The following is an 18,028-nucleotide window of genomic DNA, read 5'->3' as shown; positions in this document are numbered from 1 at the left end:
GGAGTGGACTGCTTCCTGGACAATTCAGGGAACTATGTCGATGGGACGACTGTGGTGAATCTGCAGGATAACTCGAGCTCCTCGGTTCTGACTACCAAGAATTTAGATCTAAGTGATTACACCGAACTGATCGTGGAATTTGATTACCAAGTGGAGAGCTTTGAAGAAGGTGAAGACTTCTGGCTGCAACTATCCACTGATGGAGGCAAGACCTACGAGAGAGTGGTTACTTTTGTCAAGGATGTGGATTTCCTGGATGATGGAAGAGTCTATCTCGAATCCCTGGTGATTAAGGGATATAAGTTGACCAAGAAAACGCGCATTCGATTCCGCTGTGATGCCAGCAATGATGAAGATGACCTCTTCCTGGATAACATCGGCCTATGGGCCAAATAGGCATTGAAAAGCATCAACCTAACCTGGGTCCCTCGATCAACTCGTGGGACCGCGGGCGGGTTAGGGAATTTTAGAAAATGGCAAATCTTTGCAGGATAATCCTCTCAACCCGAAAGACCTTTTTTGTAGTTAAACTCTCCGTTTTCTGAGCATCACAAAACTCGTGAGTTATCTCACCCTCTCTGACTACGCCTTAATCATCCGCCCGTAACTCACTTTGTCACCCTCCGGCTCCCCCCTACGTCACCCTCCGACTTGATAGGAGGAGGGGAGGGTCCAGGGGAAATAAGCGATGTAGGTTCTATCAATCCTTTCATTCAAGCAATATATCTCGTCTAAATTTTCCCAGTGTCACTCTTCCTTTTGTGCGAAACTTTTCGGACGTTATCGTGCGTTTGGGGTATCGATGAAAAACGAGTAACGCTTGAAGTGATTGCCCTACACTACTTGGTAAAATTCTTAGATATGGTGGTGCCAATTTTTTTCAAGGTGGAAAGGTAATCAGCGGATAAAGGATCAAGAGGGATTACGACACCTTGGATAGCATCTGCAACGGTTTGAGCACTTGAAGTAGGAAACTGTTTTTGAACAAAGATCACTTGAGCCCGATCACTTTTAGCTTGCTCAATAAGGGTCTTCAGTTGCTTAGCGGTAGGTTGCTTCCCTTGTACTTCGATGGCTTTTTGCTCCAGCCCATAAGCATCGGCAAAGTAACCGAAAGCTGGATGATAGACGTAAAGCGAGCTGCCTTTGAGAGGACTCAATTCAGTTGCTAGAAAATCATGTAAGGTGTTTAGCTCTTTTTCTAATGCCTTAAAGTTGGCTTGGTAAACTTCTTTTTTGCTAGGTTTCCAGATAACCAACGCATCTAAGATCGCTTGGGATTGTTTAATGGCTAGTTGCGGAGACATCCAAATATGAGGGTCCCAATCCGCATGAATACAATTACCTTTATGATCATGATGGTGGTGGTGATCGTGATCATGAGCTTCATGATGGGTGAATTTTCTCTTGGGTAGTTTTTCATCGGTTGGGATTATCTTGAGCGTAGATGAGTTTCCTTTGATTTTAGAAATAAAATGTTCTTCAAAAGGGACACCCGTGGTGAAAAGGAGTTTGGCTCTAGTAAGCGAGGCAATTTGTTTAGCGCTCGGTGAGTAGGAATGAGGGTTTTGTCCCGGCGCCAAGACCACACCAACATTCTGCGCTTCAGCGGTAATTTCTTGAACAAAATATTTCAGTGGTGGGATCGTTACATAGATCTCTTGACCGTGGCATAAAGAGCTCGCGTACAAGAAGCAGAAGCCAGCCAGAAGTCTTGGATAACAATGGAACATACTTTTATAAACTATAACTCTATCCCCGCCATGAGCAATACTTGAAAAGGAACTGTAGATGAAAGATCCCAAACACTTGGTATGATGGCTTTGAAGCGGGTTACCTCTCAGGGATTATCTTCCGCCAAAATTTCGGCCTCAAGTTTCAGTAATTCTTGAAGGTTGTTTTGCTGAGGTACCTCGACTTGTTCAGCTTGACGTATTTGGATGTCACCGCTTTCCGTGTCATAATCACCACGTAGTCTGGGCGCCCAATAAGATTCCCAATCGAGTTCATCGGTTGAAGGTTTTAAGACATTGCGTCCCTTGAAGAGTTTTAGGCTACCTTTTGCTTCAGGCAGCAGTGGGTGTAAGCTTTCTTGACTCTCAATGACTTTACGGCTGATAGCGGCTCCTTCACCCGGAGTGGAAATGATATGTGGGGTCATGAGAATGATAATCTCTTCACGTTGGCGGCCTCGAGCGGATCCTCGGAACGCCAAGCCTATCAGTGGAATATCCCCGAGTAAGGGAATTTGTGACACATCTTCGGTTATTTGTTCGCGAATGAGACCGCCAACGGCGATGGTTTGTCCGTCTTTAGCGGCAAAGGTGCCAGAAGCCGATTGTTCTGTGACGACATCTACTGAGCGCTCAACAAAGGTACCCCCATCGGGAATAAGAACATTTGCGCCATTACGCCGGATGCTGGATTCTTCTTGTAGCATACGCAAGGTCACCGTACGGTCATCATTGATGTTGGGAGTGATGAGGAGCGTAGATCCAACCGCACGCCTTTCATATTCAACGGATTCTTCGGACTGGATGACAGCGGCATCTGTGGCGATGGTTTCGCTGCCCGTGATATCCGTAAGCACGGGAATTTCTTCGCCGATAAAAATGCGGCTTACTTCGTTGTTTACCATGAGTAGAGTTGGCTGGCCGAGGGCAGTGAGTCGATCCTTATCTTGTAAGAGACTCATCGCGGCACTGAAACGCTCATCCAGCGCCGTAAAGGCCAGAGTGGGATTGGTTACTGTGCCGCCCGGGGCGAAGCTGGCGGAGGTTGATGAGCCCGCTTCACTCCAACTCCATTCGAAAGCGGTGTCCAGACCTCGTTCGAGTTCTACAGTGAAAATGCGGACTTCGAGCAGGACAAGGGGAGAGGGCACATCTAGTTCCTGGATGAGAGCGGCAATTTCTTTCATGGTTTTGTCATCCCTAGTGCGCACCATGAGTTTATTGATTCGATCGATAACCGTGACATAAATATCCGCGCGAGCCTGAATCAATTTTTTTAGGGCCTCTGGGTCATTTACCAGAGTGGCGATCTCTTGAGCTGAAAGGTCATCTCCAAGTTCGATGCGATCCACAAACTCTTCTCTATCACTCTGATTCGATCTGGTAGTAAAGTTATTAATTCGGTTATTTCTGGAGTTTCGTGAGAAACGATTATTGTTATTGTTATTACTGGTGTTTGAGCTGCCTCCCTGATCAGTTGAACCGAAACCACGGCTTCGCGTGTCTATGGTGTCAAAGCGATCCAAACGTTGTTCTAGATCTTCATTTAAATACTCGCCAGGTTCATCGCTATCGTCGAGTTGACTTGCCAGTTGCACGCGGTCTCCATATAAATCACGTATGGAAAGGGCGATGTCGCGAGCGTTAGGGTATTTGAGGGTGAAGACTTCGGTTTGTTCCTCAAAGAATGAATCAGCATCACGGGCATATTCCTGGCTCGTATGAAGACGAATAATGTTTGTTTTGGGAACTTTGGTTACATAAAGACCGTGGGTGAGTGCTAAAGCATCAAGAACCTCGGAAGTACTTACGTTCTCCAGAGATAGGCCTACAGAGACTCCTCGAGCTTCTGAGGAGACAGCTATCTGGGCTCCGGTTACGTAGCTGATGGCTTGGGTCACTCCGAAAAGCGATACATTGCTCATGTTAATGAGGGCAATTTCTTTCTGTTGGTCAGGTGGGACATCCAGAATCCGGTTTTGGGGTGCCGCCCAGAGAGTTGTGTAAAGAATGAGTTCTTCGCCACTTTTTTTATTTTCAAGAATAATTTTAGAGATGGTGATTGTTTTGACGCGATAATCTTTTCCTCTATGGGAAACGTCGATGCCATCTTGAACGCCATAGAGTTCGTCTTCAATTCGTATAATGTGCGCGAAATCTTGGTTGGATCCTACGATTAATCCGACAATTTCTGCATACTCATCCTCATCATCTTCATTCTGATCATCATCCTCATCTATTTCGCTGGCACGCAGAGCACGTAGGACTTCTTCCATTTCGGTGGAGACGCTGGTGGGGTCTGCTCCGGTATCTTCTTGGGCAATAAGTGTCAGTGAAGTTAGGAAAATCAGTGAGAACAAGCCAGAAGTCAGTAATGGTAGGCTACTTAGGTTTATGGATAGGTATTTTGGGGTGGTCATAAAATAATTAAAAACATGGGTTAGGAACATTTGCAATACTCTGATTTGTCCTTTACATGGCGCCGTAGAGTGCCATAAAAAAAGCCCCATAAACATATCCAACGAGTGCTCCGACAAGGAGTATAATAGCTGGCTCTATCATGGTGCTAAGTTGTTTGATGAGGGTTTGCAGCCGGTCTTCATGAAAGTCGGCCACGTGCTCCAGAGTTTCTTCCAGATTTCCGGAGGCTTCCCCTACACTGACCATTTTAATCATCATGGGGGAGTAAGCATGGGGTTTGGATAAACTCTCCGCCAGAGTGCCTCCCTCAAGAATGCGGCGCCTCGCTGATTCTACCACGGCAGAAAGATAGTGATTATTGTGAAGGCTCGCCATGATACGCAACCCTTCTACGATGGCAATGCCGCTGCTTAAGAGAGTTCCCATAGAGCGAGCAAATAAAGCGGTGGCGCTAGTGCGAAAAATCGTTCCAATAAGAGGCAGGCGTAACAGGAACCTGTCAATGGCAAGACGCCCTGGGGGCCAAAGCCAGAGGAGCACTAATACAATTATGGAGATGAGAAGGCTTACCCCAACGGTAACGCCCCAGGTGGAAAAGAAGTCGGCAATATCCATAAGAGATTGCGTAATCGGAGGCAGGGGACGTCCAAGTGCTTCTAGAGCTCTTCTCATAGGCGGAATGACAGCCAGAATCATATATACACAAATGCCTAAGGCGAAGAGAAAGGTGAAGGCGGGATAAAAAAGAGCGGTAAGAGAGGCGGCGCGATTCCGGCGGCGCGTTTCCATGGTAAGAGAGCCGCGCTCGACCACTGTATCTAAGTTTCCGCTTTCTTCTCCCATTGAAACCATAGATACCACACTGACAGGGAAACATTTGTGGTCAGATAAGGCCTCGGCGAAAGAAGAGCCATTTTCTAGTTTCTGGCGCACTTGTTCATAAACCTGTTTGACGGCTCTGGAAGGCGGCTGCTCGATGATGGTCTCGACAGATGCTAAAAGAGTCAATCCACTGCGCAACATGACGGAGATTTGGCGTAGGGATAGTTCGATATGGACGGAACGGGCACTAAGCCATTGACCCGGCGAGAGGTAGATAGATTTTGGAGCAGGAGCAGCTTGAGACATACGGCTTGGTTGCAAACCGCGCTCCATGAGGGTCCAGCGAAGATCCTCTTCGGATTCAGCTTGAAGACGTCCTTCAATGTTTTCTCCGCTTGCGGTTACTGCTGTGTATTCGTACGTTGTCATGATCTATCCTTCCCCTTGATCCCTTCTCTTTAAGCGAACTCCAAAGTGGCCGTGAGCACTTCTTTTACCGTGGTCTGTCCCGCAAGAATTTTTTCAATTCCGTTCTCGCGCAATGAGAAATTTTCCTGTTGTTGTCCCTTGGTATTTAAGCTTGCTTCCAATGAGTGAGTTCCTGTCTTTCCACTAATAATTTCTGCTTCATCCGCTCCAATTGGTAAAAATTCAAAGAGCCCTGTTCGGCCAATGTAGCCACGCCCTGCACACTTAAGACAAGCACCGGGACGCCAGCAAGGCTGACCCTCAAGATTTGGATTTTGTAAAGCATGCGCTTCTTCAGTAGAGATGACATCCACTTGGCTACAGTGAGAACATAGCCGGCGAATCAATCTCTGCGCGGCTACGAGACGCAATACCGAGGCAATGAGAAAATTGTCGACCCCCAAGTCAATCAGACGGGTTACGGCACCGACGGCGGTATTGGTATGCAAAGTACTAAGAACCAGGTGGCCGGTAAGAGAAGCACGTACGGCGAGCTCAGCGGTTTCCCGGTCACGAATTTCTCCAAGCATGACAACGTCAGGATCGTGACGGAGAATACTGCGCAAGGAACTGGCGAAAGAGATTTTTTCTTTTTTGGCATCTACCTCGGTTTGAGTCACGCCCTCGATTTCATACTCAATGGGGTCTTCTACGGTCATGGCGTTGACGGCTTTTTTAGATAGCAGATATTTGAGTCCGGCATAGAGTGAAGTGCTTTTTCCGCTACCTGTGGGTCCGGTAATCAGAATCATGCCATGAGTCAGGGTAATGGCCCGCTCGTAGAGGTCTTGGTGGCGACTGAGGAATCCAAGCGTGTTGAGATTTAGCATCCCTTCTTCGCGTGCAAGAAGTCGAAGGGTGATGCGTTCTCCGTGGCGTGTTGGTATGGTGGCTACACGAACCTCAATGGGATGGAGCCCTTGACCCGGTTCAAAGCGAAAGGATCCATCCTGAGCGGCACGTTTTTCGGAGATGTCTAAGCCACCTAATACCTTGATGCGGTTACAGACAGGAAGGCGAAGTGTGGAGGGGAGAATCATGTCATCAAACAAAACGCCGTCGATACGCAGGCGAACTTGCACTTCGCCTTCGCGCAATACATTAAAATGAATGTCGGAAGCTTTCCGCAAAATGCCACTTTTGAGCAGTTGATTACAGATTTCGACAGCGTCCTCGGGTGAAGCTTCCGATTGTTCCGGTCTCACAGAGGCAGAGTCCATGATGGGCCGTTCGAGCAAAACAGCGTCTCGAAGATCTCCAAAGAGCTTGGACTGTAAGGAGCGGATGGAATTTCCAGTTGCCAAAACAGTCAGGATCTCACAGCCGGAGAGTCTTTGGATTAAGCGCAGGGAGTTATCATCCAGAGACCTTTCTACTGCGACATAGAGGATCTTATCAAGCAGTAGAAGCGGAAGAAAGCGGCGGCGAATCATGAGACTGGGTGGTATGCGCAACGCCCAGCTTGGATCGAATTTGATAGTCTCTAAATCGAGGATTTCAGTCTCTGTTGTGGGAGGTGCGTTATAGACATGAGGACTGGACGCATTCATAGAAGTTGAGGTCTCTTGTTTCATAACGCTTTAGAAAGCACGACGGGATGGATTCAAATACTGTGCGGCTTTCTCCGATTCTTCGCGAGCAAGGCGTTGTTCCAGAACTTTAGGGTTTCGAGTATGGCATAGAGCGGTTGCTTTCAAAAGATGACCCGACTGGATCCAGCTCAATAGGTTTTGTTCTAAGGTTTGCATCCCGTGGCGAGCACCGGTCTCCATACTGGAGGAGAGATGAACAAACTGGGCTTTGGCCACTAAGTTGGCGGTTGCTGGCGTGATTTGAAGAATTTCACTCAAGAGGACGCGAGTCCTTTTGTGCTCGCCAAAATCATGATTCTCGCTGGCGGAGGGTCCGTCTGCGGCAACGAGATGTTGCGCGAGCACCCCACGGAGATTCATACTGAGTTGGCGTAAGACTCCCGGTTGTTCGTCTGGAGGAAAGACGGAAACGATTCTTTGGATGGCTCCTGCACAATCCGGGGCATGAACTGTAGCAAAGACGAGGTGACCCGTTTCAGATGCAGTGATAGCCGTTTTGATGGTCTCGCGCTCGCGGATCTCACCTACGAGAATGACGTCGGGGTCTTGTCGCAGGGAGGAGACCAGGGCGCTTTGGAAATCGGGGGCATGCGTTCCGATTTGGCGCTGATCGACCAGAGCCTGGTCTGAGACATGAAGATACTCGACGGGATCTTCAATGGTGATGACATGGACGGGGCGCGTTTTGTTGATATGATCAATGAGTGTGGCAAGAGTGGTGCTCTTGCCCGATCCCGTAGGGCCAGCCACTAGAATGAGGCCGTCTGGTAAGTCACACCAACTGAGTAACGACTCGGGTAATCCAAGTTCGGGTAGAGTTCGAAATTCATTCTCCAGCCGTCTTAAGGCGATGGCATAGCCGGGTAGCCGGCGATAGATGTTGTAACGAAACCGTCCTTCGGAGTTTGCTCCCCCGGTCAAAGCACCGTCGAGGGCTCCAGAGTTGGGAATGAGGGATTCGATGGCTCCTCCTGCTAGTTGCATGGCAATATCTTCCAGCTGTTTTTCAGTGAGCTTTTCGGGATAGAAGTCAACGTCCCTTAGCTTGCCGTGAACACGGAAAAGGGGGCGATGTTCTGAAGCGAGGTGCAGATCGGAAGCCTGGAGATCTAGAAGGGATTGCAAAAGGCGCTCAAGAAATGGCTTTGCATTCATGTCAGAAGATGAATGAGAAATGTTGGTCATCGGCAAATCCAGAGGTTCCAAAGGTGAATACTTTTATTGCCCTCTACGAGCGGTTCCATTTCGATGGCTGCAGGTATAATCGGAAGATCTGTTTCGCCTAGATCTAAGATAGTACGACGTATGGCATCGTAGCTACCCGCTAGCCTGAGCCGCCATAATTCAGCGGAGGGCAAGGAATCAAGAATCTGGGCAAAAGCTTTGCGATCCTCATCTTCGGCTATCATTTCTTCGACAAGAACTACCTGATTGGCCGCGATCAGATCGCTAATTTTTTGACCACTAAGGGCTTTCGCCTCAGCATTTGTCCAATAGGCTAGCAACTGATTTCTACGCTCTTCTCGCTCGCGTATTTTTTGACGCTTCACATTCACTTCCGTTAATAACATTTTTAATTCCTTGGCAGTATTAGCCAGTCGCAGTGAGGAAGGAACTCTGGTCTGGGCGGTATCGATCTGACGGCGGAGTCTCTCAATCTCCTTGTTAGCAGGACTGGCGACAAAAAAATAGTAGATCATGAGAACCAAGGCTGCCGGTAGAGCTGTTACAATGATGCGTTCGCGAGCACTCAGATTTTTCATGGTGCATGTAGGTGTGGTTTAAATTGAGCGGTCGATGTTTCCTTGAGAAGTGGATAGCCGGCAGTATCTTCTTTTTTGTTTGCGTCCGGATTATTCTCGTCGTTTTTTTCTATAACATTCTTGAGAACAGGACGACCGGGGGTGAGTCGAATCTCATAACTCCATGGGCCTCCATCGTCACGAAGCAATTTGGCTGTGCGACGAAAAAGGGAGGCTCGCCAGCCGTAAGAGGCTAGGTTTTCATCTATTTGACGGGCTAAGCCCTGGGGTGCATTGAAGGTGGTAGCCACGCCACTGAGCACCGTATCAAGTCCTTCGTCGGGAGAGATCTTTAAAATAACGGCTTCTTTAACTGTTGCTCCTGAAGAAACACCTTGGAGTAGAGCGGTGATGCGTTTGCGGTGAGCTAACACGTCAATTTCATTGCTATTGTCGACGCCAGTCAATTCTTCCTCGATCGCTTTTAATTCAGTTCGCAGTTCGTTGATTCTTTTATTATCAGAAGCTAGCTTTTGAGCTGGGGCCTGGAGGGCGGTTAGATCTTCCTTTAGATGAGTCGTGCTTTGTTTCGTAAGCAAGTAGTGAGTCCCTAAAATCAAGAGTATGGCGGCGGCAAAACCCGCAGAGGAAGCTACGAGAGTGGTGGTGCTAGGTGGAGGTTTGGGAACTGAAATAAGGGGCATGCCCAGAATGCGGCCGCTCAGTGGATCACAGGCCTTGGCTAGGGCATGAGCCCAAGTAGCAAGTGCTTCTTTTTTTGATAAGTCCAACCAGTTATACCCTTGTTGATTTTCAAACTTATCTTTGGTGGCAAGCAGGATAGTGGCCGGTCCGTGAGTAGGAAGAAGGCCGTTGGTGACCTCTGGATCAGCAAGCGCTTCTTTCAGAGCGTTCGCACCATTCCAAGACCGCAGGTTAATACGTTCTCCACCTGGAGCGTGAAAAAGAGCAAATTCCGGCCATGATTCTAGTTGACCATTCGGGGCGTTGATTCTTACTCCGCCGGGATGTCCGACAGAGATAAGGCGGCACCCTCTAGCCTCTTTTGTCAGGGTACTTCTAAGTGACGCCAGGTCACGCATGGATGCTTGGATGGTCCAGGCTCGCATGAGTCCATGTTCTGCCGTCAGACGCGAGGACGCAGAAACCGACTCCGATGATGAGAGACCACTTAGAGTTTGAGCCTCCATCTCGGCGGTACTTTGCCAGTTATCACCTGCTAAGGTATCTACATTACTTATAACCACGGTGATCTTGTCGCTCAAGACGGCTATTTCTCGCGCTGGCTTAGGGCGCAGCTTTAAAAGTGAGATAAGGCCTGGGCTATCGACCGCTTCACGAAAGCCACCTAGCAAAGGGTCACCTAATCCTAAATCAGCATCACTTTTATGGGAACCCGGTCTCCCAGATAGGACTTGAGCCACTTCAAAGCTTCCCTCCTTGCGCCTCAGGTCTACACGAAAGCGCTGGTCTCCCGCTTCAATGAGATAAGTGCGGTCAGGTCGGCGATTGAGTGATTGGATCATGATCAAGGTGATATCAATAAAGAGTTAAGGTAATGGTTCCGGTCAAGCGACCCAAAACAATGGTTGTAGCGGGGGATTTTCGTTCCGATGAAGTTGTGGTAATGGCCGTATCTTTGGTTGAAGGGTTATCATTATCCTGATAGGCACGTAAGACCTTGGCTCCGTGAGGAAGATCGGAAAGAGTGAAGTCCTGAGAAGGTAAGTCGCTGGTTATGACGAGTTTTTCTTCCACCACTGTATGGATGCCTCCGGAGCCATTTGCGCCGTAAGCACGAACGATGAGGTTGGCGCCATCGGCAAGTTCGATGTTACTGCTATCTCTGACGACGGTGATCATCAGGTCACTTTGCCAAAGATTAGAAGTGCTGTCTTGGAAAATAACGGTAACATCTTCTTCATAATCGACGCCTCCAGTGGTGCCTGATGCTCCAAGACTTTGGATAGCGGCAATGCTTTCACCGGGGTCATCCGCATTACTTCCGTCAGCTTGATAGAATACGAAGGGTCGCCCAAAGCCATCGGTGAGGTCACTGCGAGTCAACCCCAGGTTGAGATAGGGGCCACGCCATCCAGTGCCTAACCTGACTTCACTATCACCGGAAGGCGTATTGATGGAGTAGGAAGAGAGGCCTGGATCCCAGAGCTCGGAAAGTTGCGTTTCCGGAATACTGCCGACAATTTGTGGAAGTCTTCCTATATCTCCGAGAAAGCCTGCTACGTCTTCGTCCCCAAGCACCGCTATTTCTACTTCTTGGAGCTGCGTAAGGTTGGCCTCATAGTTGGTTTGGTCGAGCACTCCTACCATACTGCGCAAGGCCACTGTAGAAAGCACGGCGATGATACTGAGAACGACCAGGAGTTCCACTAAGGTAAGACCTCTTCTTGCCCTGAGCGTTTTCAACCAATTACTGTATGAGAGAAATTTCATGATAGACTTACAAATTGGGGTCGGCGGTGAGAAGGAAAACGATGATGTCGTCGCCGCGGTCAAAATCGGTAGGGTCGGTGGCATCTGTTTCCAGGATGCGGTTAGGACCAGCAGAGACAAGGCGGGCATTTAAGGTATCCGGCTGCTGCAGAAGGATGGGTTTCCCCCAGCCATCCAGCATGGCGGGGTCATTGAAGATAGCAGCAGGTGTCGTAGGAAAATCATCACCAGTCTCAATAAACGCGTTGTAGCGTATGCCTTCGTGCTGAAGATAGGGTCCATTCCAGCCGCGTCCGGTGGAGGGTGAAAAATCAAGTTCACCATCTATATTCTCAACCAACCCTCCTATTCGGCTGGGTAGAGTGCCGAGATCTCTACGGTACCCTAGATCAGTAGTGCTTGTGCCAATGAGTGCTTCGCGAATAGTGCGCATGGTCTGCAGAGTAACCACTTCAGAAGCCTCGCGGCTCTCACCATCTGCTCCACGGACTGTGACTTCGCTAGAAAGAGTGGGGATAAGTATGCTACCTATGCCAATAAGGATTATAAGCACCACGAGCAATTCGATTAGGGTAAGACCGCGGTAACAGGCTCGGGCACCGCAGGCGAAAGATTGAATAGAGGTCACGCGGAATTCTTTCATGGCAAGTAAAGTAGCCGAGATTGCACAATCAGCAATGCAAATAGCAAAAGGGAGCGTCCGCAAAACGACGCTCCCAAAAGCTTTTCACATAACTCAATTGATTATGCGCGATGTTATCAGAGCTAACCAGCTGAAACTGCCGCAGCGTGTGACAACAATAAAATCAAATACTTACTGTCCGGAAACTTCTTCCCAGTAAACTTCGATGTGGTTGTCCCCTGTTTCGAAGTCGGCTCCGTCTAGACTATAGCTCACACGCTTGAACTCAGCTCGTTCAAAATCACCATCAGCATCTGCCACTTGGAAAACGACTCCAAAACGTGAGTGCACTTCATCAGGCAATAATCCTGCAGTATCACCAAAGTGCACTGGAGGTTCTGGAGCTAAACTACCCAGTAATGACCAATCACGACCGATACCGAACCATACATATTTGTCGGCCACCCCATCATGATCCAGGAAGATGGACTGAGCTTGATCTTGTGTAAGTGTGATAACATTTTCCCCGTCAGCCAAAGTGCGAGCTGGATCACCATCAGGATTAATGTTAAAGGTGACATTAAATCCAGTTGCGGTTGCAGCTGCATCATGGTCTATGACACTTGTAATTCCGACAGCAGCCAGGGCAGCTGCCTGGTCAGCGCTAAGAGCCTCAAAGTTAGTTCCATTTACTGCAGTGCCATCTTGGTCGATTCCAGAATCAAAATCTGTACCAAATTCACCGAATTCTAACTGCACTCTTTGCATCATCTGGTGAACTTCGGGGAAGGTGGTGGCACACGAGGATACGTGAGTGCGGGTGAGGGCATTGTTGATGGTTGGAACCAGAAGTCCTCCAATTCCGATTAGAATGACGAGCACGACTAGTAGCTCGATAAGGGTTAGACCCTTTTTACTGCGTCTGGATTTAGCAGGCGCTGAATGATTTAATTTTATCATATATTCTCTCTTTTAGTTGTTTAGTTTAATTAGGGTAATGTTTAATGAAGGGCTACTACATTAATTTTACTGAATGTTATTGATAGTGATTTATGAGATTCAATATCAATAGCAAAAATATGTACCACAATAACGCGATTGTGCAATTTTTATTTAAAAGTTTCTGCAATTAAAAAATATGCATGGGACATGCTTATCTCAAGGACGGGAGGTGGAAGTTTAACTTTCTCCTTATTAATTTCAAATAATGCATTCTTTTACTAAAGCCGATAGTTTTTTAAACGATTTTAGTAAATATGAAGTTATTAGAAATGTTGGTGGTCCTGGCCATCATTAGCAGCGTTTCCATCACGCAGATCCAAAACCATGATGAGATGGTGGAGAAAGCGAATGATTCACTGGCTCGCTATCAATTAGTGCAGATCGGTAAAGCACTTATGATGGAGAAAACCCTGGGTATTCTGCCTAGTGAAGAAGGTTTTTCGAATTGGATCAACGCGCATACTATGAAGATTGAAGGAGATCGTTCTGCCGCCGATCCCTGGGGCACCCCTATCCGCTATAGTCTCCGTGATAAAAAGCATTTCTCACTTACTTCTGCGGGGGTGGATCAAATGTTTGATACAGAAGATGATATTGTCTTCCGTTGAGATCATCATACCTGCCATTCTTTAGAGTAAGGGTACTAGAAAGCATGTTGGTATATTTTCAAACAACGAGGCAAGAGTGCCTTATCCACCTGTCGATCTCTGGTTTCACCGGTGCAAGCTTAGAGGCTTGTCTAGCCGCTTGGTGCTTGGATCCATATGGATATGAGTAGATCAATCCGGCGGAAAATCTAGGAATACTTCAATCTACCTGGATATCCGGGCTGAACCGGCGTACGACAAACATGCTCTAAAATTCATTGCCATTCCTCAGCTCCCAGATCATTCAGATTGCCAGGGGGTAGTTCTGTCATGAGGATATCCAATTCACTTTCGGTGCTGGTGATTTGATTGAGCACATCCGCTGCAGGAGCTGCTGTTAAGAATCCATCGCTACCTAGCTGGAGGAGTGGGTCAGTATTAAGTGCACCACCGAAGCCGCCTTTGATGATGCTGTCTGATTGGCTGGTTGTAACATAAGCACCTTCTATATAAACTTCATTTGCTCCAGTTGGATCAAAAGGATTATTCCACAAAATACTATTTTCAATGGTCACGGAAGTTGGATTAGAAACGGAATTACCTCGCAAATACAAGCCATGGCCTACTGGGGCTGGACTATCCGTGCCAAAATTACCGAAAAGCGTGACATGTCGGAGGATTGTGTTGAGGGCGCTATTTAAATAGATGGCACCGAGCCTTGTGGTTGTGTTAGCAATAAGGATTCGATTGAATTCATTGTCATCTCTCAGACAGTATAAGGGAGTCAGCGCATCGGTTGCGCAGTCCTTGATCACCAGCCTGGAAAAGACAGAGCCGCTTGATTGGACCACTAAACCCTCCTTACCATTAGCCAAGGTAAAGCCGTCGATGGCGACACGAGAAGTTGCCAGGGTATAGAGTACAGGCTGAGTGGTGTCCGAACCAATGATGGTGGTCGTCTGAGCACCGCTTTGAGATATCAACGCAACCGAATATGGATTGCTAATAACTAAATTTTCAGGATAAATACCCTCTCGAACAATGATCAATTGGTAGTCCGAAGCCACAGCATCAAGGGCCGCCTGGATCGTTGTATGAGTAAACCCTACTTCTTGATCCGTATCTACAATAAATGCGCTACTCGGTAAACTGGACTCATCTATCTCCCCATTAGCGCCCACGACATTGGCCACATTGGCATCCATACTATTATTAATTTCGAAGTCATCAGTGATGCGATCTCCATCGGTATCGCCATTTACGGGGCTTAGCGCTAGGGCAAACTCTGCGCCATCACTTATCTCATCGCCATCAAAGTCGAGTGTGCCATCACGTGTAAAGTTTCCGAAATAATACATTTCCCAATCGTCAGCTAGGGAATCGCTATCGCCATCAGCATTACTTAATGGGTTAGTTTGAGCGAGGAACTCAATACTGTCAGAGAGCCTGTCTTCATCACTATCAAACTTGATAGGGTTGGTACCAAGGGCCATTTCTTCCCATGAATCGAGCTGGTCGCCATCCATGTCAGCTAGTCCACCGAGTCCCTGGATTCTCCAAAATTGAGTTGTTTTTAAACCAAGGTCTTGGATGGGTTCCATTAGGATGGTTGCAACATCTCCAGGAAAGGGGTCTCCTTCTGCCGTCCAGCTTCCTGGAGATAAATCCCATGAGCTTTGAAGTTGATATTGGATGGTGCTATTGGTGTCGATCTCAAGATGGATAACGGGTTGGAGGAGGCTCGCTTGCACTTTGATGCGAAACCAGTTCGTTCCAGGACTATTCGAGTCATGGGGATCGGTTCCTAATCGACATTCCTCTACATAGGTATAGCCATCTGCATCAGTATCGGATGTGAGAGGGGCTATGCCATAGATGTCTTCCCAGACATCGGATACGCCATTTCCGTCATTATCAAGTCCCCAAGCCAACACGGGTAGAGAAAATAATATGCCAATTCCTACAATGTTTGTTTTCATTTTTTCTTCCTTGATGCGTGCCCACAAAGAAAAAGATTAGACAGGATGCAGAGGATTTCAAATTGAATACGAGTGGAAATGATAAATAGGGCCATTTTCTTGGCAGGAAAATGAATCTAAAGGATCCAAAAGATAGTAGAATCCAGTGAATAAATATCGAATAAAAAGGCCGTTTGGGCGTCCTACCAGATAATTAACACACTACTCGACTTGTGAGTGATGGTATGTGAATTACGTATCCATACGTGGTAAAAGCAGAAAGTTAGGAGCGATGAAATTGGACGATCAGGAAGGTGCATTAGCTACTTATTTAGAGGAAATAAGGGTCATCCCTTTATTAACGCATAAAGAAGTCATCAAGCTTAGTAAACGTCTCCAAAGAGGGGATAGCAAAGCCCGGGAAACCCTTATCAAGGGTAACTTGCGCTTGGTCATTAAAATTGCCAACCAATATTCAGGGTTGGGGCTTCCAGTCCTCGATTTAATATCCGAGGGAAATATGGGACTCATGAAAGCTGCCGATCGATTTGATCCTGAAGTAGGAGCTAGATTCAGCACGTACGCTGCTTGGTGGATAAAGCAGGCGATTAAGCGAGCTTTGTCGAACCAGAGCAAAACAATCCGCTTACCTATCCATGTCGTGGAGAAGTTAGCGAAAATGAGGCGTTTATCCATGCATTTGGCCGATGAGCTCGGGCGCGATCCGACAGATGAAGAACTGTCAGAGGAGCTCAAGATCTCACTTAGAAAGCTGACCCATTTAAAAAGGGTCTCTACTTCGACTGTGTCGCTAAACGCTGTCTTGGGAGAGGATCATGCTAATGAGATCGGCGAGACGATAGAGGATGAAAATGCTGAAGATCCCTATTTAGTTCTGATGCAAGATAATCTCAATGAAGTAGCGAGTAGTGTCTGGGATGAACTAAATGTCAGAGAGAAAACGATATTGAGCCTTCGCTTCCCGGCGAGCGGAGAAAAAGTCATGACGCTAGACAAAATTGGAGAAAGGCTCTCTATTACACGTGAAAGAGTGAGACAATTACAAAATCAGGCGTTACTGAAATTACGCGAAGCGATTGAGAAGAAGGACAGTTCTCTTAGGCTTGCCTGGTAAGCGGAGTTGTGGATACCTCAAACTAGCTACACTCGCTGTAGTGCTACTCTCTCTATATGCTGTGAAGTAAGCTTAGTGATTAGTTGCCGGTGCTTTTGTGAGCTCACTGGCGGCGATGTATTTTTTAAGCAGAACTGAACTCCAAAGAATAAGAATACCAAAGCCGGCTGCTCCGGCGACCAAGGATAAGTATAGACTATGCGGTATAGCCATTTCGGGATTCCAAGTAGATAAGGTGCTTCCCGTCCATACAAGTAGAAAAACTCTAGGAGCCATACCTAGAAGAGTTCCCAGTATAAATGGCAGGAGTTTTGCGCCACTACTGGCTGCAACAATATTGCCTAAGGCGAAAGGAACCTGAGGGGGTAACCTACAGAGGGTGATAGCGGTGAGGCACTTTCTAAAGTTTGAATCTATAAGTTCTTGAGCGAGTAAGCTGGCGAGTCGCGAACGGTCCAGCCATTCTCTGAGCGTGGTCTTGGTGGTTTTTTTAGTTAGAGTAAAACCCACTAATGAACCGATGATGACAGATGACAAAGCAGCCAATAGTCCAAGTGGTAGGCCATAAAGAAAGCCGGCTAAGGCAGAGCTTAAATGGGAAGGCATGATAGCTAGACCAATGAGTATGCCAGAAACGATGATAAAAGGTAAGAGTGTCCAATAACCCAGTTGCTTAAAAGTATCGGCCAGTGAAAAAACAAACGGCATTAAAGTGGTAAGTCCGAGCAAGGGCAGCAATAAAGCTGCTATAAAAATGGCAATTAAAATGAGGGATTTTTTCTTAAGCGATGGCCTATGTTTGGTCTTTTGATTCAGAGCTTTTGACTTGGTGAGTAACACGATCTAAAGATGCCTTATTTAGTTGGATTCGCAAATCGGCCAAGTCACTTTCGATTCTATTGAGAAGTTCTGCAGGGTTTGGTTCATTGGCAGAAGTAGGCTTAGTGAGTTGTTCAGTGGAAAGCTCTTGCATGGTGCTAACAATGATACCGATAAACAAGTTTAAGATGGTAAAGGTGGCTATAATAATAAAGGGAACAAAAAAAGCCCAAGCCCAGGGATAGAGTTTCATCACTGGCCTTACGATTCCCATGGACCAACTTTCAAGGGTCATGATTTGAAAAAGCGAATATAAACTCAAGCCTATGTTTCCAAACCATTCTGGAAACGCTTCACCAAAAAAGCTGGTGGCCAAGACCGATGAAACGTAAAAGAAAATGACCATGACAGCCATGACCCCTAAGAGTCCGGGAATAGAATGAAGAAATGCCATGACAACTTTTCTAAGGGAAGGAATAATACTTAAGAGTCTCAACACTCTCAACACTCGGAGAGTTCTAAGAATACTCAGGCTCCCTGAAGCTGGCACAAGAGCGATACCGATCACAAGGAAATCAAAGACATTCCAACCGTTGCGCCAAAATAGTAACCGATAGGCTAGCAATTTTAGTAATAATTCTATAATAAAAAT

At 47.1% G+C, this 18,028-nt stretch carries 16 protein-coding genes; 3 read left to right on the top strand and 13 right to left on the bottom strand.

The features are described 5' to 3' along the window. On the top strand, positions 1–396 hold a 396-nt coding region (locus AAGA18_14535), incomplete at its 5' end, for a hypothetical protein (GenBank protein ID MEM9446559.1). Between the two features lie 443 nt (positions 397–839). On the opposite strand, the gene AAGA18_14530 is transcribed toward AAGA18_14535, so the two are convergent. The 10 genes from AAGA18_14530 to AAGA18_14485 form a co-directional block, all read right to left on the bottom strand. Then, positions 840–1,733: a zinc ABC transporter substrate-binding protein gene (locus tag AAGA18_14530; GenBank protein ID MEM9446558.1), complete on the bottom strand. Its 894-nt coding sequence runs from the start codon at positions 1,731–1,733 to the stop codon at positions 840–842. Positions 1,734–1,840: 107 nt separating this feature from the next. Beyond that, positions 1,841–4,153 (bottom strand): hypothetical protein, encoded by a 2,313-nt coding sequence (locus AAGA18_14525; protein MEM9446557.1) that lies wholly within the window; start codon positions 4,151–4,153, stop codon positions 1,841–1,843. A gap of 52 nt (positions 4,154–4,205) precedes the next feature. Next, on the bottom strand, positions 4,206–5,405 hold the full coding sequence (locus AAGA18_14520; protein MEM9446556.1) for a type II secretion system F family protein: 1,200 nt from the start codon (positions 5,403–5,405) through the stop codon (positions 4,206–4,208). Positions 5,406–5,434: 29 nt separating this feature from the next. Continuing rightward, positions 5,435–7,018: a GspE/PulE family protein gene (locus AAGA18_14515; protein ID MEM9446555.1), complete on the bottom strand. Its 1,584-nt coding sequence runs from the start codon at positions 7,016–7,018 to the stop codon at positions 5,435–5,437. 6 nt (positions 7,019–7,024) lie between these two features. Further along, complete coding sequence (locus AAGA18_14510) at positions 7,025–8,191, bottom strand: PilT/PilU family type 4a pilus ATPase (protein ID MEM9446554.1); 1,167 nt, start codon at positions 8,189–8,191, stop codon at positions 7,025–7,027. Between the two features lie 26 nt (positions 8,192–8,217). Then, positions 8,218–8,799, bottom strand: a complete 582-nt coding sequence (gene gspM / locus AAGA18_14505) for a type II secretion system protein GspM (GenBank protein ID MEM9446553.1) — start codon at positions 8,797–8,799, stop codon at positions 8,218–8,220. Beyond that, on the bottom strand, positions 8,796–10,325 hold the full coding sequence (locus AAGA18_14500; protein MEM9446552.1) for a hypothetical protein: 1,530 nt from the start codon (positions 10,323–10,325) through the stop codon (positions 8,796–8,798). Before AAGA18_14500 ends, gspM begins: the two co-directional genes overlap by 4 nt. A 13-nt stretch (positions 10,326–10,338) precedes the next feature. Continuing rightward, positions 10,339–11,253 (bottom strand): prepilin-type N-terminal cleavage/methylation domain-containing protein, encoded by a 915-nt coding sequence (locus AAGA18_14495; GenBank protein MEM9446551.1) that lies wholly within the window; start codon positions 11,251–11,253, stop codon positions 10,339–10,341. Positions 11,254–11,260: 7 nt separating this feature from the next. Then, positions 11,261–11,896 carry a hypothetical protein gene (locus tag AAGA18_14490; protein ID MEM9446550.1) on the bottom strand — a complete coding sequence of 212 codons (636 nt, stop codon included), beginning with the start codon at positions 11,894–11,896 and terminating at the stop codon, positions 11,261–11,263. Between the two features lie 171 nt (positions 11,897–12,067). Beyond that, complete coding sequence (locus tag AAGA18_14485; protein MEM9446549.1) at positions 12,068–12,835, bottom strand: type II secretion system protein; 768 nt, start codon at positions 12,833–12,835, stop codon at positions 12,068–12,070. 296 nt (positions 12,836–13,131) lie between these two features. Here AAGA18_14485 and AAGA18_14480 point away from each other — a divergent pair, with 296 nt between their 5' ends. Next, positions 13,132–13,485, top strand: a complete 354-nt coding sequence (locus AAGA18_14480; GenBank protein MEM9446548.1) for a type II secretion system protein GspG — start codon at positions 13,132–13,134, stop codon at positions 13,483–13,485. Positions 13,486–13,739: 254 nt separating this feature from the next. Here AAGA18_14480 and AAGA18_14475 read toward each other — a convergent pair whose 3' ends face one another. Next, positions 13,740–15,443 (bottom strand): hypothetical protein, encoded by a 1,704-nt coding sequence (locus AAGA18_14475; GenBank protein ID MEM9446547.1) that lies wholly within the window; start codon positions 15,441–15,443, stop codon positions 13,740–13,742. 271 nt (positions 15,444–15,714) lie between these two features. Between AAGA18_14475 and AAGA18_14470 the strand changes: the two genes are divergently transcribed. After that, positions 15,715–16,557, top strand: a complete 843-nt coding sequence (locus AAGA18_14470; protein ID MEM9446546.1) for an RNA polymerase sigma factor RpoD/SigA — start codon at positions 15,715–15,717, stop codon at positions 16,555–16,557. A 72-nt stretch (positions 16,558–16,629) separates the two neighbouring features. On the opposite strand, the gene AAGA18_14465 is transcribed toward AAGA18_14470, so the two are convergent. Both AAGA18_14465 and AAGA18_14460 read right to left on the bottom strand, forming a co-directional pair. After that, entirely contained in the window at positions 16,630–17,397 is a 768-nt protein-coding gene (locus AAGA18_14465) for a VTT domain-containing protein (protein MEM9446545.1), read from the bottom strand. After that, a partial coding sequence (locus tag AAGA18_14460) for an ion transporter (GenBank protein ID MEM9446544.1) occupies positions 17,351–18,028 on the bottom strand: 678 nt, incomplete at its 5' end. The genes AAGA18_14460 and AAGA18_14465, both read right to left, overlap by 47 nt.

This window comes from Verrucomicrobiota bacterium (assembly GCA_039192515.1).
GTDB lineage: Bacteria > Verrucomicrobiota > Verrucomicrobiia > Methylacidiphilales > JBCCWR01 > JBCCWR01.
This window is presented reverse-complemented; position numbering and strand designations above follow the sequence as displayed.